The sequence below is a fragment of the Aquamicrobium sp. LC103 genome (assembly GCF_001014615.2).
Taxonomy (GTDB): Bacteria; Pseudomonadota; Alphaproteobacteria; order Rhizobiales; family Rhizobiaceae; genus LBCQ02.
In genome coordinates this window covers 356,286-377,230 of sequence record NZ_LBCQ02000003.1, presented here as the reverse complement: position 1 = coordinate 377,230, position 20,945 = coordinate 356,286, and the positions used below count along the sequence as shown (strand labels likewise).

At 64.8% G+C, this 20,945-nt stretch carries 19 protein-coding genes; 6 read left to right on the top strand and 13 right to left on the bottom strand.

The window, feature by feature from the left end; all coding sequences use genetic code 11:
• The first annotated feature begins 292 nt into the window (after positions 1-292).
• On the top strand, positions 293-898 hold the full coding sequence (locus XW59_RS08115) for a class I SAM-dependent methyltransferase (RefSeq protein ID WP_047144029.1): 606 nt from the start codon (positions 293-295) through the stop codon (positions 896-898).
• 190 nt (positions 899-1,088) lie between these two features.
• Here XW59_RS08115 and XW59_RS08110 read toward each other — a convergent pair whose 3' ends face one another.
• The 3 genes from XW59_RS08110 to XW59_RS08100 form a co-directional block, all read right to left on the bottom strand.
• The gene (locus XW59_RS08110) at positions 1,089-1,346 is read right to left on the bottom strand and encodes a DUF6074 family protein (protein ID WP_047144030.1); all 258 of its coding nucleotides are present in this window, start codon (positions 1,344-1,346) and stop codon (positions 1,089-1,091) included.
• A 439-nt stretch (positions 1,347-1,785) separates the two neighbouring features.
• The gene (locus XW59_RS08105) at positions 1,786-2,121 is read right to left on the bottom strand and encodes a metalloregulator ArsR/SmtB family transcription factor (RefSeq protein ID WP_047144031.1); all 336 of its coding nucleotides are present in this window, start codon (positions 2,119-2,121) and stop codon (positions 1,786-1,788) included.
• A 4-nt stretch (positions 2,122-2,125) separates the two neighbouring features.
• Positions 2,126-3,007, bottom strand: a complete 882-nt coding sequence (locus XW59_RS08100) for an MBL fold metallo-hydrolase (RefSeq protein ID WP_047144032.1) — start codon at positions 3,005-3,007, stop codon at positions 2,126-2,128.
• Positions 3,008-3,285: 278 nt separating this feature from the next.
• Here XW59_RS08100 and XW59_RS08095 point away from each other — a divergent pair, with 278 nt between their 5' ends.
• Both XW59_RS08095 and XW59_RS08090 read left to right on the top strand, forming a co-directional pair.
• On the top strand, positions 3,286-4,275 hold the full coding sequence (locus XW59_RS08095; RefSeq protein ID WP_047144033.1) for a hypothetical protein: 990 nt from the start codon (positions 3,286-3,288) through the stop codon (positions 4,273-4,275).
• Positions 4,276-4,534: 259 nt separating this feature from the next.
• The gene (locus tag XW59_RS08090) at positions 4,535-4,993 is read left to right on the top strand and encodes a YbaK/EbsC family protein (protein ID WP_047144479.1); all 459 of its coding nucleotides are present in this window, start codon (positions 4,535-4,537) and stop codon (positions 4,991-4,993) included.
• Positions 4,994-5,131: 138 nt separating this feature from the next.
• Here the strand turns inward: XW59_RS08090 and XW59_RS08085 are convergent, their stop codons facing one another.
• The 8 genes from XW59_RS08085 to XW59_RS08050 all read right to left on the bottom strand — a co-directional run bounded on the left by XW59_RS08085 (position 5,132) and on the right by XW59_RS08050 (position 12,277).
• Positions 5,132-5,533: a DoxX family protein gene (locus tag XW59_RS08085; RefSeq protein ID WP_047144034.1), complete on the bottom strand. Its 402-nt coding sequence runs from the start codon at positions 5,531-5,533 to the stop codon at positions 5,132-5,134.
• A gap of 3 nt (positions 5,534-5,536) precedes the next feature.
• Positions 5,537-7,009, bottom strand: a complete 1,473-nt coding sequence (locus XW59_RS08080) for an MFS transporter (RefSeq protein ID WP_082137435.1) — start codon at positions 7,007-7,009, stop codon at positions 5,537-5,539.
• Positions 7,010-7,158: 149 nt separating this feature from the next.
• Positions 7,159-7,614, bottom strand: a complete 456-nt coding sequence (soxR, locus tag XW59_RS08075; protein WP_047144035.1) for a redox-sensitive transcriptional activator SoxR — start codon at positions 7,612-7,614, stop codon at positions 7,159-7,161.
• Positions 7,615-7,715: 101 nt separating this feature from the next.
• On the bottom strand, positions 7,716-7,964 hold the full coding sequence (locus XW59_RS08070; RefSeq protein WP_047144036.1) for a hypothetical protein: 249 nt from the start codon (positions 7,962-7,964) through the stop codon (positions 7,716-7,718).
• A gap of 93 nt (positions 7,965-8,057) precedes the next feature.
• Positions 8,058-8,816, bottom strand: a complete 759-nt coding sequence (locus tag XW59_RS08065) for an ABC transporter permease (RefSeq protein WP_047144037.1) — start codon at positions 8,814-8,816, stop codon at positions 8,058-8,060.
• Positions 8,813-9,754, bottom strand: a complete 942-nt coding sequence (locus tag XW59_RS08060) for an ABC transporter ATP-binding protein (protein WP_047144038.1) — start codon at positions 9,752-9,754, stop codon at positions 8,813-8,815. The genes XW59_RS08065 and XW59_RS08060 overlap by 4 nt, the downstream gene beginning before the upstream one ends.
• The gene (locus XW59_RS08055; RefSeq protein ID WP_047144039.1) at positions 9,751-10,917 is read right to left on the bottom strand and encodes an ABC transporter permease; all 1,167 of its coding nucleotides are present in this window, start codon (positions 10,915-10,917) and stop codon (positions 9,751-9,753) included. Before XW59_RS08055 ends, XW59_RS08060 begins: the two co-directional genes overlap by 4 nt.
• Positions 10,918-11,362: 445 nt before the next feature.
• Positions 11,363-12,277 carry an ABC transporter substrate-binding protein gene (locus XW59_RS08050; RefSeq protein WP_047144040.1) on the bottom strand — a complete coding sequence of 305 codons (915 nt, stop codon included), beginning with the start codon at positions 12,275-12,277 and terminating at the stop codon, positions 11,363-11,365.
• 228 nt (positions 12,278-12,505) lie between these two features.
• Here XW59_RS08050 and cobF point away from each other — a divergent pair, with 228 nt between their 5' ends.
• Both cobF and metH read left to right on the top strand, forming a co-directional pair.
• Positions 12,506-13,255, top strand: a complete 750-nt coding sequence (gene cobF, locus XW59_RS08045; protein ID WP_047144041.1) for a precorrin-6A synthase (deacetylating) — start codon at positions 12,506-12,508, stop codon at positions 13,253-13,255.
• A gap of 409 nt (positions 13,256-13,664) precedes the next feature.
• Entirely contained in the window at positions 13,665-17,459 is a 3,795-nt protein-coding gene (metH, locus tag XW59_RS08040; RefSeq protein WP_047144481.1) for a methionine synthase, read from the top strand.
• A 9-nt stretch (positions 17,460-17,468) separates the two neighbouring features.
• Here metH and XW59_RS08035 read toward each other — a convergent pair whose 3' ends face one another.
• Positions 17,469-18,212 carry a Crp/Fnr family transcriptional regulator gene (locus XW59_RS08035; protein WP_047144042.1) on the bottom strand — a complete coding sequence of 248 codons (744 nt, stop codon included), beginning with the start codon at positions 18,210-18,212 and terminating at the stop codon, positions 17,469-17,471.
• A gap of 1,006 nt (positions 18,213-19,218) precedes the next feature.
• On the opposite strand from XW59_RS08035, the gene XW59_RS08030 reads away from it, so the two are divergent.
• Positions 19,219-19,923: a response regulator transcription factor gene (locus XW59_RS08030; RefSeq protein ID WP_052958010.1), complete on the top strand. Its 705-nt coding sequence runs from the start codon at positions 19,219-19,221 to the stop codon at positions 19,921-19,923.
• Between the two features lie 187 nt (positions 19,924-20,110).
• On the opposite strand, the gene XW59_RS08025 is transcribed toward XW59_RS08030, so the two are convergent.
• Complete coding sequence (locus XW59_RS08025; RefSeq protein WP_082137436.1) at positions 20,111-20,788, bottom strand: sugar transferase; 678 nt, start codon at positions 20,786-20,788, stop codon at positions 20,111-20,113.
• Positions 20,789-20,945: the final 157 nt, after the last annotated feature.

Here is a 20,945-nt window from a genome sequence, read left to right as displayed (position 1 = left end):
AAACAAAAATCGATAATATCATCCTGGATGACCAGTGTTGGGGGATGCTTGCAATCGTCACGTACGAAAAACGGATTTTCCCGGCTGTGGTCTGGCAGCCATGCGCGGCCGGGAAATTCAGGCATAACCGAGAGTTTAGAGCCGGAAAGCCGCGGAGCCCAGAGCCGGTTATCCGTTTGATGCGATGGGGGCAAATGAACGAATGCCGACGAAGCGCAACTGGGTGCAAAGCGTATCCCTATATCGCAGCCTCCGCCTCATCAAGAAAACGCACTCATTGATAGGAAGCCCCATGAGTACCAAGGAAGAAAGGCAGAAGCTCAAGCAGAGCATGCCGAGAACCCATTTGAGCCTCTTCCACACGGAGAATTGCCGCGTCCTGCCAAACAGGAGCGAACTGCTGTATCGCCTGCCGCATAACGGCGTCGCCGCGGAGATCGGGGCTGCTTTCGGCGATTACACGGCCGAAATCCTGGAGAAGAATCGCCCCAGTCAACTGTTCCTGATCGATGCTTGGGAGAGCGATCGCTACAAACAGGGATTGGAGAAGATCAAGGACACCTTCAGGGAGGTCATATCAGCCGGGAAGCTTCAATTCCGGCAGGGATATTCCACGGAAAAGCTCGCCGAATTCGACGACGAGTTCTTCGACTGGGTCTATATCGACACCAACCATTCCTATGGGACCACCTGGAAGGAGCTTCAGCTTTGTCATGCCAAGGTGAAGCGGGACGGCCGCATCGCGGGACACGATTTCTGCACGGGCAACGTCATCGATCCGGTTCCGTACGGGGTGATCGAGGCGTGCAACAGATTCTGCCATGATTACGGCTGGCAGTATGAATACCTGACCCTGGAATGGCACGGGCACTTCTCGTTCTGCCTTAAGCGACTCTGAAATCCGTCGATCGCGCGAGCGGCGACGCCGCGTGCGCGAAACGGAATTCCCCAGTCCTCGGCGGGTGCGGGAGCACTGTCATGGCGGCGTCGCCTCTCAGCGAAGCCGCCGGGTTTCACCTTCCGGCCATCGCCGGCCACGGGGGCGACATGGAAAGCGAGCCGCCACGCCAAGGCGCCCGCCTTGCTTTCTACGCCGACAGGTTGGAGCCGGCCTGCACGGCGGAGCGGAACTGCATCTCGGCCATGACCGCGTCCTGAAGGGCGTAGATCTCGGTGCGGATCGTTTCGTCGGAGAGACCGGTCGACCTCAGCTCATTCACGATCCCGGCGATGCGCGTTCGCCAGAATTCATTCGCGGCAGGACCATGGATGCGCTCCAGATCGTCGGCGATGGAGCGGACGAGGCGGGCGCGGGAGTTCAACGGGAAAGGAATCAAATCAGCCATAAGGTTAGAGCTAGCCGTTCATGGTTTACGGATGGTGAACGGGACGCGCGGCAAGTAACGGACGCGTGGGTCCGTGATGCCGACGAGGCGGCGATGGGCAACGTGCGGGCGACCGCATGTCGCCGATGCCCTCCGACCCTTCGGACCACCTCCCGCGCTACGCAGGGGAGGAGGCCAGGGCGCGGCTTGCGGCAACGTTGGATATTTCCCGGCGAGGCGGGCCCCGCATGAAGCATGGTGGAAGATGGGTTGGATCCTCCCGTTTGCGGAACCCGCGGGAATGGAGGAGACGGGCGGCTAGCCTGGGCGGGGACCGCCGAAGGCGGTGAACCGGGACGTGGATCGCGATGGCTCCGCCAACGAGATTGAGGGGTGAAGGACCGGCGAGACCGGCGGTTCGTCCGCAACGCGCCAAGTCCTGGATGCGGGACCCCTGGTCCTAGTTCCCGGCAGGGTCTTGCCGCGTCTCGCAGAACATGCGGTGGAGCAGGCGGATGAATTCGGCCGCGCGGCCGTCGGCAAGGCGGTAGAAGACCGATTTCGACTGCTTGCGGCCCTCGATGAGGCCGGCGCCACGCAATTCGGCGATCTGTTGGGAAAGGCCCGGCTGGCGGATGCCGAGCGTGTCCTCAAGGTCGCGCACCGAGCGCTCGCCCTCGACCAGCGCGCACACGATCATCAGGCGGTTCGGATTGGCGAGCTTCTTGAGGAAGTCGGCGGCCTCGGCCGAGCTTGCGAGCATTTCGGCGGTCGCGGGCGCAAGCTCCCGTTTCATCGGATCAGTCCCAGACGGCGCCCTCGAGGATGTCGAGGGGAAATTTCAGGTAGCGCTTGCCGTTGGTTTCGGGTTCGGGCAGGCGACCGCCATTGATGTTGACCTGCAGGGCGTGGAGGATGAGCTTGGGCATCGGCAAGGTGCGGTCGCGCTCCTCGCGGACCCTCACGAAGTCGGCCTCGCTGCGGCATTTCGAGATGTGCGTGTTGCTCGCCTTCTGCTCGGCGACGGTCGATTCCCACAGCGGCTCGCGCCCGCCCGGCTGATAGTCGTGGCCGGTGAAGAGGCGGGTCTCGTCGGGAAGGGCGAGGATCTGCTCGATCGAGCGGTAGAGCCGGCTGGCGCTGCCGCCGGGGAAATCGGCGCGCGCCGTGCCGCTGTCGGGCATGAAGAGCGTGTCGTGGACGAAGGCGGCGTCGCCGATCACATAGGTGATCGAGGCGAGCGTGTGGCCGGGCGAGAACAGGACCTTTGCCGGGATCGTGCCGACGCTGAAGGTCTCGCCTTCGGCGAAGAGCTTGTCCCATTGCGAGCCGTCGGCCGGAAGGCCGGGCCAATTGTAGAAATCCTTCCAGAGTTTCTGCACCTCGACGATCCGTTCGCCGATCGCGGTGGGTGCGCCGGTCCTTTGCTTCAGATAGGGCGCGGCGGAGAAATGGTCGGCGTGAGGATGGGTGTCGAGGATCCATTCGACCTCCAGCCCTTGCTCGCGGACATGGTCGAGTATGGCGTCGGCGTTCCTGGTCGCGGTCGCGCCCGACTTCTCGTCGAAATCCAGGACCGGATCGATGATCGCGCATCTGCGCGTCGCGGGGTCGGAGACGACGTATTGGATCGAGAAGGTGCGCTTGTCGAAAAAACCCTTGACCAGCGGTTTCGGCGTCATTCAGGTCTCCAATCGGTCAAAAAGAATCAATTGCATGTTATCGATTGCATAAGCTCGCAATCTTGGCGATGCCGACAAATCCTCCGTTCGGCCCGGCCGACAGCAAATCGGCCAATCGAAGCGCTTTCAATAGCCCGTTTGGATGAAATGTTCGGCTGAAATTCCAGCCGGTCAAGCATCGCGATGTCGCGTCCAATGGATGCCGTCGGCGGTGCATCGGTCGGAAGGGATTTTCGAGACCGCATTCGCCGGCGCATGGCCCACCAAGGAGATATCCCATGGATACGATGGTCAAAGGCGCGGCAGTCGCCGACGAAATGGTTCTAACCAATCCCAAGCAGAAGCTCACGGCTGAGGTGACGAAGGCGCTTTCGGCGCGCCGCAAGGCGCATGGCGAGCGGCTGGCGCTCCAAAACCAGGCCGATCTCGACCCGGATTTCAGGAAGCGCCTTCTCGAAACAAGGCGCTCGCTTCAGCGAAGCCGCACGGCCGGGGAGGCCGCGGTTTCAGGCTTCGAGGGCTACAATCCCGCCCTGAGCGACATCCTGGCCGAGAAGAACACCAAGGTCGCGACCCGGCTGAAGGACCGCGCCGTCAAGTGGAAGGACCTGGCCGGGGCGTTTCCCACGCTGCCGGTCTGGCCGCGACCGGTGAAGAAGGATCCGTCCTTCTGGTGGTCGGAGACGTGGTCGTTCGTCGCGCCCGACACGCGGGCGAGCTTCCACGACGACGGGCTGCGCTTCTTGGGCGGCCCGAAGGTGAACGATTACGACGGCGAGATGCATACCAGCTTCGGCGCGGTGGCGCGGTTCTGCCTGTCGCCCGACCGGCGCCCCAAGACCCCGAGCGGCTGGTATCGCTCGGCGCCGCATGTCGAGCTGTTCGGCGGTGTGGTCGCCTATGCGCCCGACTGGGACCTGATCCAGGGCAACGGCATCGCCTCGTGCAACATCTCGCTGAGGCACACGCTGTTTCAGTGGAAATTCGGTCCGGACGGGCCGGTCGCAGGCAAGGTGGCGGAGGCGACGGTGCAGGATCCGTGGCGCATCTACCTGAAGAACACCGGCTATTCGCGCCACGCGGCGATGCCGGGCTTCAAGCCGCTTCCCGCGCTCGACTTCCACCAGTCGCAGATGGTGATGCACGAGGATCTGTGGGCGGAGGTCGAGGTCCGCTTCGACATCTATCTGAACACGACGGGCGCGCTGGTGTGGTGCGATCCGAACGTGCTGCTGCGGACCTTCCAGTGGCCGCTGGTCGCGGTCTGAGCCGCATAAAAAAAGGCCAGACGCGAACGCCTGGCCAGTTGTGAAGGTAAAACCTCCAGAGGGGAACGCGTCGGAATCAATGGGAGGAGAAATTCCGACGCACCCTGGAGATAGGAGCTACATTTCACATGTTCAATAGTTGGCAGGTATTTTCGACGGAGCCAGCTTGGTTTGTCGGTTGGTCCAGAGGTTTGGGCCAGAGGCGATGCCCAAGGGCGGGGTTGGCACGAAACAGCTTCCGATTGTATATGCTGAAGGCATGAGCATCGAATCCGTTCGCGCCTTCTTCGCGGCGCATGCACCCGACATCGAGATCATCGAAACCGAGACGAGCTCCGCCACGGTGGCGCTGGCGGCCGAGGCGCACGGCGTGGAGCCCGCCCAGATCGCCAAGACGATCTGCCTGCGCGTCAATGAGGAAACCATGCTGATCGTGGCGGGCGGCACGGCACGGCTGGACAATCGCAAGTTCAAGGAACGTTTCGGCGGCAAGCCGCGCATGCTCGACGCCGAGCAGGTGGTGGCGACGACCAGCCACCCGGTCGGCGGGGTCTGCCCGTTCGGGCTTCCCGAGCCGTTGCCGATCTATTGCGACGTGACGCTGAAGCAGTTTTCCGAGGTGGTTCCCGCCGCCGGCGCGACCAATGCGGCGGTGAAGCTGGCAACCGACCGGCTGGCCTCGCTGGTCAATGCCGAGTGGGTCGACGTCTGCCAATAGCCGTTTCAGCTTATCACCGACAACGCTCCCTCCACCTCCTTCGGCGGTCCCTTGCCGGGGCGAGCCACTGGTCTCGCCCGACCTCGGGCCCCCCGTTAACGGGCGAGGAGCCGAGGTCGCGGACGGCCGCTGCGGCTCCTATGCGGACTTGCGCCACAGGATGGCGGCGATCGCGAGCCCTCCGACGAGGGAGACATGCTCGAGCGCGACCGTCATGTCGCGGAACGCCTCCTCGCCTTCCTTCGCCCAGAACGGATGCGCGATCGGGATGGTGAGGAGGGTGAAGACGGCGAGCGCGCCGGCCGCGAGCCAGACGCCGCGGCCGAAGACGATCATCAGCGAGCCGCCGATCTGAAGGATCAGCGTCGCCGTGTTGAACAGCCAGCCGGGATAAAGGCCGAAGCCTTCCATGACGGCGGCGTTGGCGCCGAAATCGAAGAGCTTGGCGAGCCCGCTCGACCAGAAGACCAGGGTGAGGACGACCCGCGCCAGGATGCCGAAGACGCGGGAATCGAGGATCGTCGCAATGATGGCCGGCATGCCTCACCCCTCTTTCCGGGTGAGGCGCACGGCCCTGAACGCCACCAGGATCGCCACGGCGGGCGCGAGCGCGAAGATGCCCGTGAGCCACAATGCGGCGCTCGAGGCTCCGACGACGCCGCCGGGATCCGCGATGCCTGCGAAATTGGCGACCATGCCGGCGCAGGCCGTGCCGAAGGCGATGGCGAAGAGCTGGACGGTCGTCATGCCGCCGGCCGCCAAATCCTGTTCGGTTGCGGGCGCGCTCCGGTAGATGCGGGTGACGAGGCTCGGCCAGGCGAGGCCGATGCCGAAGCCGACCAGGATCAGCCCGAGGCAGATCGGCGCGAGCAGCGTCCACTCGCCATTGCCCTCGACGGGTATGAAGGCGGCGAGCAAAGCGAGGCCGGCAAGGGTGAGGACGGGGCCGGCGACGACGAGGCGATCACCGCCATCGTCCTGCCAGCGCGCGCTGAGCAGGGAGGCCGCCGTCCAGCCGATCGACATCAGTGCGGCGAGATAGCCGGCCCAGAGCGGCGATTGCGCATGCAGGTTCTGGAGCAGGTAGGGCACGAATATCTCCGGCTGCATGGCGAGCATGAGCAGGGCGATCATCAGATAGAGCGCGCCGAGCGGGGTGGCGACGCTGAAGGACCGCCTGGGCAACAATCGCGCCTTGGCCCGCGTGTCGACGGCCGCGATCAGCGCGATCAGGGCAAGGCCGCCGACGAGGCCGGCGATCTTCCAGGCGGCGTTAAGGGAGAGGCTGCCGGCCGAGACGGAAACGACGGCGCCCGTCAGCATGACGAGCTGCAGGAGCGGCACGGCGGATTTCTCGTTCCGGTCGCTGCTGCTGCGAGGAAGGGTGGCGAAGGCAAGGATCGCGAACATGGCCGTGAAGGGCAGCAAGAACCAGAAGGCGGCTCGCCATTGGCCATATTCGGCGAACACGCCGCCGACGGCCGGGCCGATCAGCGTCGCGATGCCGAACATCGCAGAGATCAGCCCGATCGTGCGTCCCCATAGCCGTTCGGGAAGCACCAGCCGCGTCAGCCCATAGGCGAGGGCGTAGAGGAAGCCGCCGCCCAGCCCCTGGATGGCTCGGCCGGCGAGCATCACCGGCATGTTGATCGCCAGCGAGCAGACGAGCGTTCCGGCCGCGAAGAGCAGCGTCGCCGCGATGTAGGCGCCACGCGGGCCGGCGGTCTTCATGAGCTTGGCGGCGAGGGCGGCGCCGAGGATCGAGCCGACGACGAACAGCGTCGTCGCCCAGGCGTAGAAATCGAGCCCGCCGATGTCGATGACGACGGAGGGCATGACCGTCGTGGCGATGTACATGTTGACGGCGTAGAGGGTGACGCCGCCGGCAAGGGTGAGCGCGTAGATGGCGTTCTTTCCGCTGAGCAGGTCGCCCCAGCCGGCGGGGGCGGCTTGGACGCCGCTCGACCCCGGATCAATCGATCCCGACGAGAGCGTATCGTCAATATCACTGTGCAATGTCGGCACTCCTTTGTTGTTGCCGACATGGCTTATAGAACCTCAAGCATGGTTGAGATCAAGGTCGAAAAGACCCCCGCGGATGCGCGAAATTGTCCGCCGCCTCTCCGCGCGGGAAGCCGGCGGCCGTTACGTTCAGGAAGCGGAAATCACGGCTTCGAGATCAGCCTTCTGGGGCCGGCGCCCTGTCCGCCGAGCACGTCGTCAGGGTTCCTCAGCGGGCATTCCTCCAGCGAGAGGCAGCCGCAGCCGATGCAGCTCGTGATCTGGTTCTGGAGCTGCAGCAGGCTGGTGATGCGCTCCTGCAGCATGTCGCGCCAGGCTTCGGTGAAGCGCTTCCAGTCGTCGGCGGTGGCGACGTGCTCGTGGGGCAGGTCGGCGAGCGCGTCACGGATGGCGGAAAGCGGAATGCCGGCGCGCTGGGCGATGCGGATGATGGCGACGCGGCGCAGGACGGCGCGATGGTAGCGGCGCTGGTTTCCCTCCGTGCGCCAGCTTTCGATCAGCCCCTTCGATTCGTAGAAATGCAGGGTGGAGACGGCGACGCCGCTTCGCCCGGCCACCTCGCCCACGGTGAGGGTCTGCTTGACGGCGGCTTTGCCCATCGACTGTAACCTCAATTATGGCTGAGGTTATAGGTCGCCCATTGGATCGAGCACAAGCGACCGTCATGCTCCGCGGCGCGGACAAACTGTCGCGAATGGCCTCAGGGTCGCGGCTCCCGCGTGCTGCGCCGGCAGTAGATCGAGTAGCCGATCAGGCTCGCGAAATAGAGGCCGGTGCCGAGAAAGGGCGTGACGTAGATCACCGCGGCGAGCTCGCAGGCGCCGTCCTGGCAACTGCCGAGATAGCCGGCATGGGCGAGCCCGAGGGAAATCGCGAGCGCCATCGCGATGCTGAGCGAGAACACGGCGGCGATCGCCAGCGCGCGCAGGGCGGATATGAGAAGGGCCATCCTTCCTCCCGATAGCCGATGCCCCTTCCGCCACGCGAAAGCATAGGTCGAATGATGGCGAGAGCTGGGCAACCGGTGGTAGAGAACGTCGGTTCAGGTCGTGAGCGATTGCGAGAGGCCGGTGCGCCTGGCGAGCACCCGTTCGAGCGCGGAAAGCGCGTCGTAGATCAGCACCGCCAATATGCCGACGATCAGGCCGCCCTGCAGCACGAAAGCGAGGTTGTTGGAAAGCAGCCCGGCGATGATGACTTCGCCGAGCGTCCTGGCGGCGACGGTGGAGCCGATCGTGGCGGTGGCGAGGCTGATGACGACGGAGAGCCTTATGCCGGCGAGGATCACGGGCAGCGCCAGCGGCAGTTCGATGCGGGTGAGGCGTTGCCAGCCGGTCATGCCGACGCCGCGCGAGGCTTCGGTGACGGATTTCGGCAGCGTGGTGAGGCCGGTAAGCGAGTTCTCGAAGATCGGCAGCAGGCCGTAGAGGAAGAGCGCGATCAGCGTCGGTTTCTCGCCGAAGCCGACGGCGGGGACGGCAAGGGCAAGGACCGCGACCGGCGGGAAGGTCTGGCCGATATTGACCAGGCTGCGCGAGAGCGGCAGGAACTCCGCGCCGGCCGGCCGGGTGACTAGGATGGCCAGGCCGAGCGCCACGATGGTGGCGGCGACGGTGGCGATGAGCACCGTGCGCAGATGGAGCAGCGTCAGCGTCATCAGGCTGCCCTGGTTGTAGATCGCCGGCGCGTTGTTCTGGGTGAGCGGGCGGAAGACCGGCTCGAACCAGTCCGGCCGCGCGAGGAAGGCGACCAGGACGATGAGCGCGACGAGGCGCAGAACCGTCGGCAGCGACAGCCTCATGCGGCGGGCCTTGCTGCGCGCTTGACCAGCGCATCGATGGTGACGCGGCCGAGGATGGCGCCGTCGCCGGCGGCGACGGGCAGGGCGCGGCGGCCGGACCACAGGAGCTCGGCCAGCGCGTCGCGTTGGGTGGCCGTGGCCGGGATGGCATTGCCTGTCGCCTTGCCGGGTTCGATGGCGTCCTCTACCGTTTCGAGCGAGAGCAGCCGGAAAGGCCGGTCGCCCGTGCCGATCAGCGTCTCGACGAAGCCGGTGGCGGGCTTGGCAAGGATTTCGGCCGGCGCGGCGTACTGGATGAGCTTGCCTTCGTCCATCACGGCGATGCGATCGCCGAGATGGATGGCCTCCTCCATGTCGTGGGTGACGAGGATGATGGTGGTGCCGAAGCGCTTCTGGATGGCGAGGAGGTCCTCCTGCGCCTTGGCGCGGATGACCGGATCGAGCGCGCCGAACGGCTCGTCCATCAGGAGCACGTTGGGCTCGGCGGCGAGCGCGCGGGCGACGCCGACGCGCTGCTGCTGACCGCCGGAAAGCTCGTGCGGGTAGCGCGGACCGAACTGGGCGGGGTCGAGCTGGTAGAGTGTCAGCAGCTCGTCGACGCGTGCGTCGATGCGGGCCTCGTCCCAGCCGAGGAGCACGGGCACGGTGGCGATGTTCTGCGCGACCGTGCGGTGCGGGAACAGGCCGTGGCCCTGGATGGCGTAGCCGATGCGACGGCGAAGCTCGTGGCCGGGGACGGAGCGGTTGTCCTCGCCGTCGAGCCTGATCGTGCCAGATGTGGGCTCGACCAGCCGGTTGATCATGCGCAGCAGTGTCGTCTTGCCGGAGCCCGACGTCCCGACGATGACGGTGACGGTGTGCGGCTCGACGACGAAGGAGACGTCGTCGACGACGGCGATGTCGCCGTAGCGCTTGGTGATGTGCTCGATCTCGATCATGCGGTGCGGACCTCCGTGCGTTCGGTGGCGGTCATTTCGATGATGGCGTCAAGGATGACGGCGGCGGCGAAGGCGAGCGCGACGGTCGGCACCGCGCCGAGGAGCACGAGATCCATCGCCGTCTGGCCGATGCCCTGGAAGACGAAGACACCGAAGCCGCCGCCGCCGATGAGGGCGGCGATGGTGGCAAGGCCGATATTCTGGACGAGCACGATGCGGATGCCGGTGAGGATGACGGGAAAGGCAAGCGGGAATTCGATGCTGAAAAGGCGCTGCCAGCCGGTCATGCCCATGCCGCGAGCCGCGTCATTGGCCTCGCGCGGGACGCCGGCAAGGCCGACGACCGTGTTGGCGACCACCGGCAGCAGCGAATAGAGGAACAGCGCGACGAAGGCCGGCGCGACGCCGATGCCGCGTATGCCGAGGGCCGCCGCGCCCGGAACATTGGCCGCGATCCAGGCGAGCGGCGCGATCAAAATGCCGAAGAGCGCGATCGACGGGATGGTCTGGACGATGTTGAGCACGTTGAGGATCGCCGCGCGCACGCGCGGAACGCGGTGGCAGAGGAGGCCGAGCGGAATGCCGGCGACGACGGCGGCCGCGAGCGAGCCGAGCGCCAGCGTCATGTGCCGCGCCGCCTCGCTCCAGAAGGAATCGGCGCGGTTGGCGTATTCCTTGAGGATCGACAGGCCGTCCCAGGCGCCTGAACGCAGGATCAGCCCCAGGCAGAAGGCGGCCATCACCAGCGCCGCGATGCGCGCCAGCGGCGCGAGCCGCAGCCTGGTGAAGGCGTCGGTGGCAAGCAGCGCGAAGGCGAAGACCAGCAGCCAGAAGCCGGAAGCCGGCGAGACCCGGGCGTAGGTGTTTTCCGGAGGCGTGAGGTGATCGGCGGCAAGGCCGATCAGGAGGGCGAGGACGGTGAGCGCCGCGAGGCCGGCGGCAAGACGCAGCCAGGCGGAATTGCGCAGGAGCGCGACGACGATCGCCGCGGCTATCACCGCGAAGAGCAGCGCGGCCGCCCAGCCCGGAAGCGCGGCGGCGATCGCCTGCGCCTCGCCCTGGACGATGCGGTTCGCCCGGAAGGTCGCGAAGGGCACGGCGAGCGAGGCATAGGCCGCGATCGCCGCGATGACCACGCCGAGCTTGTCCGGACGGAAGCTCATGCGGGGCTTCCGGGAGTGTCGGTGGTGTTTGGGGATTTGCAATGTCCGGTTCGCCGAGGCCCGCGGTTTCCCGCAATTTTCTCGAAGGCGGAGCTTAGGCCGATGTTCCCTCCACCGCCTCCGGGGGCCTCATTCGCCCCCTCCGGCCTTTCGGGCGTCCTTCGGACCCCCCGTAAACGGAGGAGGAACCAGGGGGCGGCCGGCCGCGATGTCGGTTCCTCCCCTGCGAAGCGGAGGAGCGGGGCCATGCGAAGCATGGTGGAGGGGGCGGTTCCACTCCCCGATGAGGAGATCAACTCCCAACTCCGCGTCGGCCGACCGCCGCAGAAGGAATGACAAGGCGACCGTTCCGCCTGCTTCGGCGGACGACGGCTGCCTTTCGCCGAGGGCAAGGCGGACCGGAGAGCGGTGGCAAGGAGCGCCAAGGAAGGACTCTCCGAAAGCGTCAGTTCAGGAAGCCGTTCTGCTTCAGGAAATCCTCGGCCACGGCCTTGGCGGGCTCGCCGCCGACCTGCACGCGGCCGTTGAGCTCCTGGAGCGTGACGAGGTCGAGCTTCTCGAAGACCGGCTTGAGCAGTTCCTCGATCCGCGGATTTTCCTTGAGCACGGCTTCGCGGATGATCGGCGCCGGCTGGTAGACCGGCTGCACGCCCTTGTCGTCCTCGAGCACGACGAGGCCGGAGGGCGCGATGCCGCCGTCGGTGCCGTAGACCATGGCGGCATTGGCGCCGTTGGTCTGGTTGGCCGCCGCCGCGATGGTCGCCGCCGTGTCGCCGCCTGAAAGGGTGATGAGCTGTTCGGGCTTCAGCGTGAAGCCGTAGGTGGTCTGGAAGGCGGGCAGGGCGGCGGCGGAGTTGACGAATTCGGAGGATGCCGCAAGCACGACCTCGCCGCCGTCGGCCACGTATTTGCCGAAATCGGTGAGGCTGGCGAGGTTGTTCGGCTCGGCGACGTCCTTGCGCAGCGCGATCGCCCAGGTGTTGTTGGCCGGCGAGGGCGTCAGCCAGACGATCTTGTTGGCGTCGTAGTCGAGCTTCTTGGCTTCCTCATAGGCTTTCGCGGCGTCCTTCCACAGCGGATCGTCGGCCTTCTCGAAGAAGAAGGCGGCGTTGCCCGTATATTCGGGATAGATGTCGATCTCGCCGGCGGTGATCGCCTGACGCACGACCGGGGTGCCGCCGAGCTGGATGCGGTCGGTGGTGGCGATGTCGTTGGCGTTGAGCACGGCGAGGATGATGTTGCCGAGCACGCCGCCCTCGGTGTCGATCTTGGACGAGACGACGACCTGCGCGCTTGCCGCGGCGGTGGTGAGGCCCAGGGCGAGGGCGGCAATTGCGAAAGTCTTGCGGGGAGAATTCATCGGTCGGGTTCCTTGCGGTTCGTGAAGCTCTGTTGAACACGATTTTCGATGCGTTTTCGGAGCATGGCATTTCCTAAACGCCAGGTCGCGCAAAAAATATCCCTCTTTGTCAGTAGGGTTTACGCGAGGCGTGGCGGGCGATGCGGGCGAAATGGGGTTCGCACGAATTGAGCTTGGTCCGGCGCGGCTGTAAGTGAGGCGCTGGGTTTCAACAGGGAAGGCGCGGACATGAGACGGCAGGTTCTGGTGATCGGCATCGGCGCGGGCAATCCCGAACATTTGACGATCCAGGCGGTCGGGGCGCTCAACCGCGCGGACGTGCTCTTCATTCCCAACAAGGGCGACGAGAAGGAGGATCTCGCCGCGCTGCGGCGCGAGATCTGCGAACGCTACATCGAGAAGGATTTCCGTCTCGTCGAATTCGAGGTGCCGCGGCGTAGCGCCGCCGCCGGCTACCGCGCCGGCGTGGACGAATGGCACGGCGCGCTCGCGGCGATCTACGATCGGCTGCTGGCGGAGGAACTGGACGAGACGCAGGTCGGCGCTTTCCTGGTCTGGGGCGATCCCTCGCTCTACGACAGCACGCTGCGCATCCTCGACCGCGTCGAGGCGATCGGGCGGCTGCGGCTCGAGCGCGAGGTGGTGCCCGGCATCACCAGCGTGCAGGCGCTGACGGCCGCGCACGGCACGGTGCTCAACAACATCGGCGAGCCGGTCGTCATCACGACCGGGCGGAAACTGTCGGAAGGCTGGCCGCAAGGCGCGGGCAGCGTCGCGGTGATGCTCGACGGGGAAGGGGCGTTCACCAATGTGGAAGGCGATCCGGACGTGTTCTGGGGCGCCTATCTCGGCACTCCCGACGAGACGATCGTCGCCGGCCGGCTGAGCGAGGTCGGCGAGGACATCCGCCGCCTCCGGCGCGAGAAGCGGGCCGAAAAGGGCTGGATCATGGACATCTGTCTGTTGAGGAAGGGGTAGGCGGGCGCCCTCCGCACTGTCGCCGTCGCTCTATCCCCCGCGTCGCAGGGGAGGAGCCGATGTCGCGGACGGCCGCATCGTGGTTCCTCCCCCGCTTACGGGGGAGGGGGACCGCCGAAGGCGGTGGAGGGCGTGTATCGCACCCATATGCGATAGCCCTGCTGCGAAGCGGGAGACCCTGCGAAGCATGGTGGAGGGCCCCGGAGGGAAAGAGGCGAATCAGACGGAGAACCGCTGGCGGTGCGGTAGGAAGAAAGGAGGCGGAGGAGGTTCACCTTTTCACCTTACGCGTGCTCCCCGCTTTTTGGTGGCGTTCCCCGAATTGATCTCCATTCAGAAACCCGTCTCCGCATGTTGACATAAAGATATCTTTATGTGACTTATGCCTGTGTCGTCGCAGGTATGGATCATGTCGCAAACAAACACGTCACTCGATGAACTGTTCGGCGAAACCGCGCCGAAGCCCGATGGATCGGAGGTTCGCGCCGCGCTGGAAGCGGCGGCGCGCGAGCGCATCCTCGTGCTCGACGGGGCGATGGGCACGCAGATCCAGGGGCTCGGCTTCGGCGAGGACCATTTCCGCGGCGACCGCTTCACCGGCTGCGCCTGCCATCAGCAGGGCAACAACGATCTCCTGATCCTGACCCAGCCGAAGGCGATCGAGGACATCCACTACGCCTATGCCAAAGCCGGCGCGGACATCGTCGAGACCAATACCTTCTCCTCGACCTCGATCGCCCAGGCCGACTACGGCATGGAGGAGATGGTCTACGAGCTGAACCGCGACGGGGCGCGGCTCGCCAAGCGCGCGCTGCGGCGCGCCGAGCAGGAGGACGGCAAGCGCCGGTTCGTCGCGGGCGCGCTCGGACCGACCAACCGCACGGCCTCGATCTCGCCCGACGTGAACAATCCCGGCTATCGCGCCGTCACCTTCGACGATCTCAGGATCGCCTATGGCGAGCAGCTGCGCGGGCTCATCGACGGCGGCGCCGACATCATCCTGATCGAGACGATCTTCGACACGCTGAACGCCAAGGCGGCGATCTTCGCAGCGGAGGAAATCTTTGCGGAAAAGGACATCCACCTGCCGGTGATGATCTCCGGCACGATCACGGATCTTTCCGGGCGGACGCTTTCCGGCCAGACGCCGACGGCGTTCTGGCACTCGGTGCGCCATGCCCGGCCCTTCACGGTGGGGCTGAACTGCGCGCTGGGTGCCGCCGCCATGCGCCCGCATCTGGCCGAGCTGTCCGGCGCCGCGGAGACTTTCACCTGCGCCTATCCCAATGCCGGCCTGCCCAACGCTTTCGGTCAATATGACGAGAGCCCGGAATTCATGGCGGCGCAGGTGGAGGAGTTCGCCCGCGAGGGATTGGTCAACGTCGTCGGCGGCTGCTGCGGCTCGACGCCCGAGCACATAGCCGCGATCGCCGGGGCGGTCGCGAAGCACGCGCCGCGCGGCGTGCCGGAGCGCGCGCCGCTGATGCGACTTTCGGGGTTGGAGCCCTTCACGCTGACCAAGGACATCCCCTTCGTCAATGTCGGCGAGCGCACCAACGTCACCGGCTCGGCCAAGTTCCGCAAGCTGATCACGGCGGGCGACTATGCGGCCGCGCTGGTCGTCGCGCGCGACCAGGTGGAGAACGGCGCGCAGGTCATCGACGTCAACATGGACGAGGGTCTGATCGATTCGCAGAAGGCGATGGTCGAGTATCTCAACCTGATCGCCGCCGAGCCGGACATCGCCAAGGTGCCGGTGATGATCGACTCCTCCAAATGGGAGGTGATCGAGGCGGGCCTGAAATGCGTCCAGGGCAAGCCGATCGTCAACTCGATCTCGATGAAGGAAGGCGAGGAGGCGTTCCTGCACCATGCGAAGCTCTGCCGCATGTATGGCGCGGCGGTGGTGGTCATGGCCTTCGACGAGAAGGGGCAGGCCGACACCGAGGCGCGCAAGGTCGAAATCTGCACCCGCGCCTACAAGCTCCTGACCGGGGAAGCCGGTTTCGCGCCGGAGGACATCATCTTCGACCCGAACATCTTCGCGGTGGCGACGGGCATCGAGGAGCACGACAATTACGGCGTGGACTTCATCGAGGCGACGCGCCAGATCACCAAGACGCTGCCGCATGTGCATGTCTCGGGCGGCGTGTCGAACCTCTCCTTCTCGTTCCGCGGCAACGAGCCGGTGCGCGAGGCCATGCACGCGGTGTTCCTCTATCACGCGATCCACGCCGGCATGGACATGGGCATCGTCAATGCCGGCCAGCTCGCCGTCTACGACACGATCGATCCGGAGCTGCGCGAGGCGTGCGAGGACGTGGTGCTCAACCGCCAGCCGAAGGCGGGCGGCACCGCGACCGAACGCCTGCTCGAACTCGCCGAGCGCTTCAAGGGCACGGGCGGCAAGGAGGCCAAGGAGCGCGACCTCGCCTGGCGCGAGTGGCCGGTCGAGAAGCGGCTGGAGCACGCGCTGGTCAACGGCATCACCGAATTCATCGAGGCGGACACCGAGGAGGCGCGCCAGAACGCGGCGCGGCCGCTGCACGTCATCGAAGGTCCGCTGATGGCCGGCATGAACGTGGTGGGCGATCTCTTCGGCTCGGGAAAAATGTTCCTGCCGCAGGTGGTGAAGTCGGCTCGCGTGATGAAGCAGGCCGTCGCGGTGCTGCTGCCTTACATGGAAGCGGAAAAGCTTGCCAATGGCGGTGAAACCCGCGAGAGCGCGGGCAAGATCCTGATGGCGACGGTGAAGGGCGACGTCCACGACATCGGCAAGAACATCGTCGGCGTCGTGCTCGCCTGCAACAATTACGAGATCATCGACCTCGGCGTGATGGTGCCGGCGACGAAGATCCTCGAGACGGCCAAGGCCGAGAAGGTGGACATCATCGGCCTGTCGGGCCTGATAACCCCGTCGCTGGACGAGATGGTGCACGTCGCCTCCGAGATGGAGCGGGAGGGCTTCGACATTCCGCTGCTTATCGGCGGGGCGACGACGAGCCGCGTGCACACGGCGGTGAAGATCCACCCGCGCTACGAGCGCGGCCAGGCCGTCTACGTCACCGATGCCAGCCGCGCGGTGGGCGCGGTTTCAAGCCTGCTCTCGCCCGATGCCAACGCGGGTTATGTCGATACCTTGCGCGCCGAATACCGGAAGGTCGCCGACGCGCATGCGCGCTCGGAAGCGGAGAAGCAGCGCCTGCCGCTGGCGAGGGCGCGCGACAATGCCTACCGGATCGACTGGGCGGGCTACCAGCCGCCGAAGCCGTCCTTCCTCGGAACGAAGGTGTTCGAGACCTGGGACCTGGCCGAGCTTGCCCGCTACATCGACTGGACGCCGTTCTTCCAGACCTGGGAGCTGAAGGGTCGCTATCCGAAGATCCTCGAGGATCAGAAGCAGGGCGCGGCCGCGCGCCAGCTCTTCGAGGACGCGCAGGCGATGCTGAAGAAGATCATCGACGAGAAATGGTTCGCGCCGCGCGCCGTGATCGGCTTCTGGCCGGCCAACGCCGTCGGCGACGACGTCAGGCTCTATGCCGACGAAAGCCGCAAGGAGGAGCTGGCGACGTTCTTTACGCTGCGCCAGCAGCTCACCAAGCGCGATGGCAAGGCCAACATGGCGCTTTCCGACTTCGTCGCGCCGGAAGGCGCGGGCAGGCCGGACTATGTCGGCGGCTTCGTGGTGACGGCGGGCATCGAGGAAGTGGCGATCGCCGAGCGTTTCGAACGCGCCAATGACGACTATTCCTCGATCCTCGTCAAGGCGCTGGCCGACCGTTTCGCGGAAGCCTTCGCGGAGCGCATGCACGAGAAGGTGCGCAAGGAATTCTGGGGCTATGCGCCGGACGAGCCCTTCACGACGGACGAGCTGATCGGCGAGCCCTATCAGGGCATAAGGCCCGCGCCCGGCTATCCGGCGCAGCCCGACCATACCGAGAAGACGACGCTTTTCCGCCTGCTCGACGCCGAGAAGAACGCCGGCGTGACGCTGACGGAAAGCTATGCGATGTGGCCGGGCTCGTCCGTGTCGGGCCTCTATCTGGCGCATCCGGAGAGCTATTATTTCGGCGTCGCAAAAGTGGAGCGGGACCAGGTCGAGGACTATGCCCGGCGCAAGGGCATGGAAGTCGCCGAGGTCGAGCGCTGGCTGGGGCCGATTCTCAACTACGTTCCCGCGCCCTTCGCCGAGGCGGCGGAATAGCTTCCGGCCTCAATCGAGCACCGGCCCGCCCTGGTCGAGATAGGACAGGTCGAAGCCGATCATGTCGGCGAGCTTCTCCCTGTCGATGAAGCGGACGACGCCCTCGCGGAAGACGAGCAGGTTCGATTCGCGAAGCTGGCGCAGGACGCGGTTGAGGTGTATCGCGGTCATGCCGAGCGCGTCGGCGAGCATGCTCTGCGACAGCGGGCATTCGTAGCTGTCGTGCGAGCCGCGCCCGACGAGGCGCATGCGCGCGCCGAGCTCGAGCAGGAAATGGGCGGTGCGGGCGAGCGCGTCGCGGCGGCCGATGCTGACCAGATGCTCGACCACCATCGCCTCGTCGCGCGACACGGCCCACAGCAGCGCGCCGGCCAGGCGCGGCGTCTTGCGGAACGCATCCCAAAGCTTGCTGGTGACCACCCTTCGCACCTCGACGTCGGTCAGCGTCACGAAGCTCTGGTCCGAGGTGCGCAGGAGCAGGCTGCGCAGGCCGAGGAAATCGCCCGGCACGCCGATGTCGATGATCTGCCTGGAGCCGTCGATCAGGCGCTTGTAGGAGCACGCCCATCCCTCGCGCAGGACATAGGCGGCGTGGCCGTGCTGGCCTTGATAAACCACCTCCTTGCCCGCCGGGATGTAGGTTCGCGGCCCCTGGAGCTCGTCCAGCATCGCCAGCTCTTCCCGGCCGAGCGCCAAAAAGGTTCCGAGTTTCTGAGTAAGCGCATCAGGCGCAGCCGGTTTATGCGAGGACATGCCCCCGTCCTTTGTCTGATTTCATATCACGCCTGTATCTTCTCCATTGCTCGACAATTTCCGCATCAAAACGCTGCCGTTCGCGCCGTCCGCCACGCTATCGGACGGCGGGCGCAATCGACGCCCGCGCCGAGGACCCGTTCCGGCGGCAAAGGCCTTCTCATGTCAGGAAGCGGCGTTTCGCTTTGTCTTCGACTGAATTCATTTGCCTTTCCCCTCGAAAGGAGCCGGGACATCCGGCAGTTTCCGATACGCCGCATGTGAACTTCGACAGTGCAGTTTGAATAATTCGCAAAGGTCACATCCGTTCCCGAAATACAATCTCAAGGTGAGCGCGGTCTGGCCATACGCCCGTTTGGACGATGATCTTCGGATGGAGGCTGCTCAAAAGGGCAGAAAAACGAGACGGATCGGCATTCCGGATTCCCGACTTACCTGGCTGGTTGCGCGAAAGGAGTAGCGCCTACCTATTTTGGAGTAAGGCTATACTCCCGGAGGTCGTAGAGCTGATCGGCTGCGTTCACTTGTTTTGCTTAGTTAATGCTGGATTACATAGACTAATATTACGTTAAACGCGAAATTCGTGAGTTAGCTAGAAATTTAGCTCGTTAAATGTTTGTATTGAAAAACTCGATTTGAACGATGAAAGTCGAATTGTGGAAATCATATTAATCCAGATTAGTATTTCCCGTAAAAAGCAGGTGTAGGTTTCTACCTGTGCGGGGAACTTTCATACCCCTGCACTCAGCCATCAAAAGGTATCGCTCCACACGGTTTGTTCGTTAGGGGGTAGTCCGGGTAAGCGAGCCAGAGCGCGTTTTGGGTTTGATGGCGAAAGTAAAACTGTGAAATGCATCGCGTGCAGTGAAAGCGACCTCGATGAATTGCTGCGCAAGTGCATAGCGGGGAGAGTATTATGAGTTCTGCAACATCTGTGAATGAAATACACGTGCCTAGAAATATAGTGCCTGCCGGGGCGTTGGGGGCTGCGATTTCCGATGACGAGATGTTTGCGTCAGTCGAACCTTCGCATAACCAGCGTTCGATCGTGATGATCGACAGCCGCGCTCTCGATCGGGAGTGCTTCGCACGCAGCATCGCCGCGCATCGGGCGGGGATGACCGTGCTGCCTGTCGGCTCGCTCGATGAGTGGACCGCCAAGTCCAGGGAGGGCAATCCGCCGTCGGCGGTTCTCTTCAATATCGGTGGGCATAAAGTGACCGAAGCCGGCGTGAGCGACGAGATAAGGAAGCTCGTTTCCTCCTTCGGTTCCGTGCCGGTCGTCATACTGGCCGACACGGACGACCTCGCTCAGATCCTCAATGCGCTCGAGTTCGGGGTGAAGGGCTACATACCTTCGTCCGTCGGCATCGACGTGTGCATCGAGGCGATCGACCTCGCGCTGGCGGGCGGCATCTTCGTTCCGGCAAGCAGCGTCATGGCCATGCGCCAGATGCTCGCTTCGGGAATGGAGGCGCCGAAGCCGATGGCCGGACTGTTTACGGCCAGGCAGGCGGAGGTGGTCGAGGCGCTCAGACGCGGAAAGGCGAACAAGATCATCGCCTATGAACTCAATCTGCGCGAGAGCACGGTCAAAGTGCATATCCGGAACATCATGAAAAAGCTCAAGGCCACCAACAGAACCGAAGTGGCCTATAAGATAAATGATCTGTTCCCCATCACGTCCTATTCCCAGAGGGGCTTCAGCTAGAGAGGCAATTTCCGGCTGGTGGATTGCCGGCAGTTCCGGTCCGTAGCGTTATGAGAACCGGATCGCGGCCGTCGGGTTTTGCCGCGGAAGAGGACGAAAGCAGTCGGGCGCGCGAGATCATCGCGCGCCCGACCGTCTTAGTGGTGCCTCGTTGCCTGCAATGTTGCCTGATGCAGGAGGCTCTTGTTCAGAGGCCGGTTCCGCGGAACACCACCAGAGGCGTCATCGCCAGGATTCTCAGATCGGTCGCGAAGGACATGATGTCCGCATAGCGCGTGTCGTGCTTGGCGCGCTCGGCGAAGGTGCAGCCGTTGCGGTCGCTGATCTGCCAGAGCCCCGTCATGCCCGGGCGCAGCTCGTAATAGGCGGTGCCGGGGTAGAGCGCGCGCTGCTCGGCGAACATGGGGCGAGGGCCGACGAGGCTCATGTCGCCGGTGAAGACGTTCCAGAGTTGCGGCAACTCGTCGAGCGAATATTTGCGCAACAGGCGCCCGACGCGGGTAATCCGCGGATCGTCCTTCAGCTTCTGGTCGGCGTCCCATTCGGCGCGCGCGGCCGGGTCCCGGGCGAGATGTTGCTCGAGCCGCCGCTCGGCGTCGGGAACCATCGAGCGCAGCTTCCACATGGTGAAGAGCCTGCCGCCGCGCCCGATCCTGCGCTGGCCGTAGAAGGCGCCGGCACCGTCCGTGCGCACGAGCAGGGCAAGCCCGCCGACCAGCGGAACGGCGACGGGGGCAAGCAGGAACACCGCGAGCAGGTCGAGCCCGCGCTTTGCCGCCAGATAGGCGGGGCGCGAGGCGACACGGCGCAGCCGCGGCTCTCGAAGCGCGATGTCGAGGTTGGGTTCGTAAAGGCCTTTGAACATAAACGGTGTCCCCGCCCGCGAACGGAGCCGAGCTCCGCTGCCGATTCGTCGATGATTGAATATCGAGCTGGAATCCCGACCGTTATTTGTATGATTTATAATCGTTATTCCAATTCAAAATAAAAATACTGAAGTAATTCAGTATTATCATGTAATA

What these genes read in the sequence shown, in the direction of transcription:
- XW59_RS08115 (WP_047144029.1), top strand. Translation starts at nt 293, where the DNA reads ATGAGTACCAAGGAAGAAAGGCAGAAGCTCAAGCAGAGCATGCCGAGA.
- XW59_RS08110 (WP_047144030.1), bottom strand. Translation starts at nt 1,346, where the DNA reads ATGGCTGATTTGATTCCTTTCCCGTTGAACTCCCGCGCCCGCCTCGTC.
- XW59_RS08105 (WP_047144031.1), bottom strand. Translation starts at nt 2,121, where the DNA reads ATGAAACGGGAGCTTGCGCCCGCGACCGCCGAAATGCTCGCAAGCTCG.
- XW59_RS08100 (WP_047144032.1), bottom strand. Translation starts at nt 3,007, where the DNA reads ATGACGCCGAAACCGCTGGTCAAGGGTTTTTTCGACAAGCGCACCTTC.
- XW59_RS08095 (WP_047144033.1), top strand. Translation starts at nt 3,286, where the DNA reads ATGGATACGATGGTCAAAGGCGCGGCAGTCGCCGACGAAATGGTTCTA.
- XW59_RS08090 (WP_047144479.1), top strand. Translation starts at nt 4,535, where the DNA reads ATGAGCATCGAATCCGTTCGCGCCTTCTTCGCGGCGCATGCACCCGAC.
- XW59_RS08085 (WP_047144034.1), bottom strand. Translation starts at nt 5,533, where the DNA reads ATGCCGGCCATCATTGCGACGATCCTCGATTCCCGCGTCTTCGGCATC.
- soxR (WP_047144035.1), bottom strand. Translation starts at nt 7,614, where the DNA reads ATGGGCAAAGCCGCCGTCAAGCAGACCCTCACCGTGGGCGAGGTGGCC.
- XW59_RS08070 (WP_047144036.1), bottom strand. Translation starts at nt 7,964, where the DNA reads ATGGCCCTTCTCATATCCGCCCTGCGCGCGCTGGCGATCGCCGCCGTG.
- XW59_RS08065 (WP_047144037.1), bottom strand. Translation starts at nt 8,816, where the DNA reads ATGAGGCTGTCGCTGCCGACGGTTCTGCGCCTCGTCGCGCTCATCGTC.
- XW59_RS08060 (WP_047144038.1), bottom strand. Translation starts at nt 9,754, where the DNA reads ATGATCGAGATCGAGCACATCACCAAGCGCTACGGCGACATCGCCGTC.
- XW59_RS08055 (WP_047144039.1), bottom strand. Translation starts at nt 10,917, where the DNA reads ATGAGCTTCCGTCCGGACAAGCTCGGCGTGGTCATCGCGGCGATCGCG.
- XW59_RS08050 (WP_047144040.1), bottom strand. Translation starts at nt 12,277, where the DNA reads ATGAATTCTCCCCGCAAGACTTTCGCAATTGCCGCCCTCGCCCTGGGC.
- cobF (WP_047144041.1), top strand. Translation starts at nt 12,506, where the DNA reads ATGAGACGGCAGGTTCTGGTGATCGGCATCGGCGCGGGCAATCCCGAA.
- metH (WP_047144481.1), top strand. Translation starts at nt 13,665, where the DNA reads ATGTCGCAAACAAACACGTCACTCGATGAACTGTTCGGCGAAACCGCG.
- XW59_RS08035 (WP_047144042.1), bottom strand. Translation starts at nt 18,212, where the DNA reads ATGTCCTCGCATAAACCGGCTGCGCCTGATGCGCTTACTCAGAAACTC.
- XW59_RS08030 (WP_052958010.1), top strand. Translation starts at nt 19,219, where the DNA reads ATGTTTGCGTCAGTCGAACCTTCGCATAACCAGCGTTCGATCGTGATG.
- XW59_RS08025 (WP_082137436.1), bottom strand. Translation starts at nt 20,788, where the DNA reads ATGTTCAAAGGCCTTTACGAACCCAACCTCGACATCGCGCTTCGAGAG.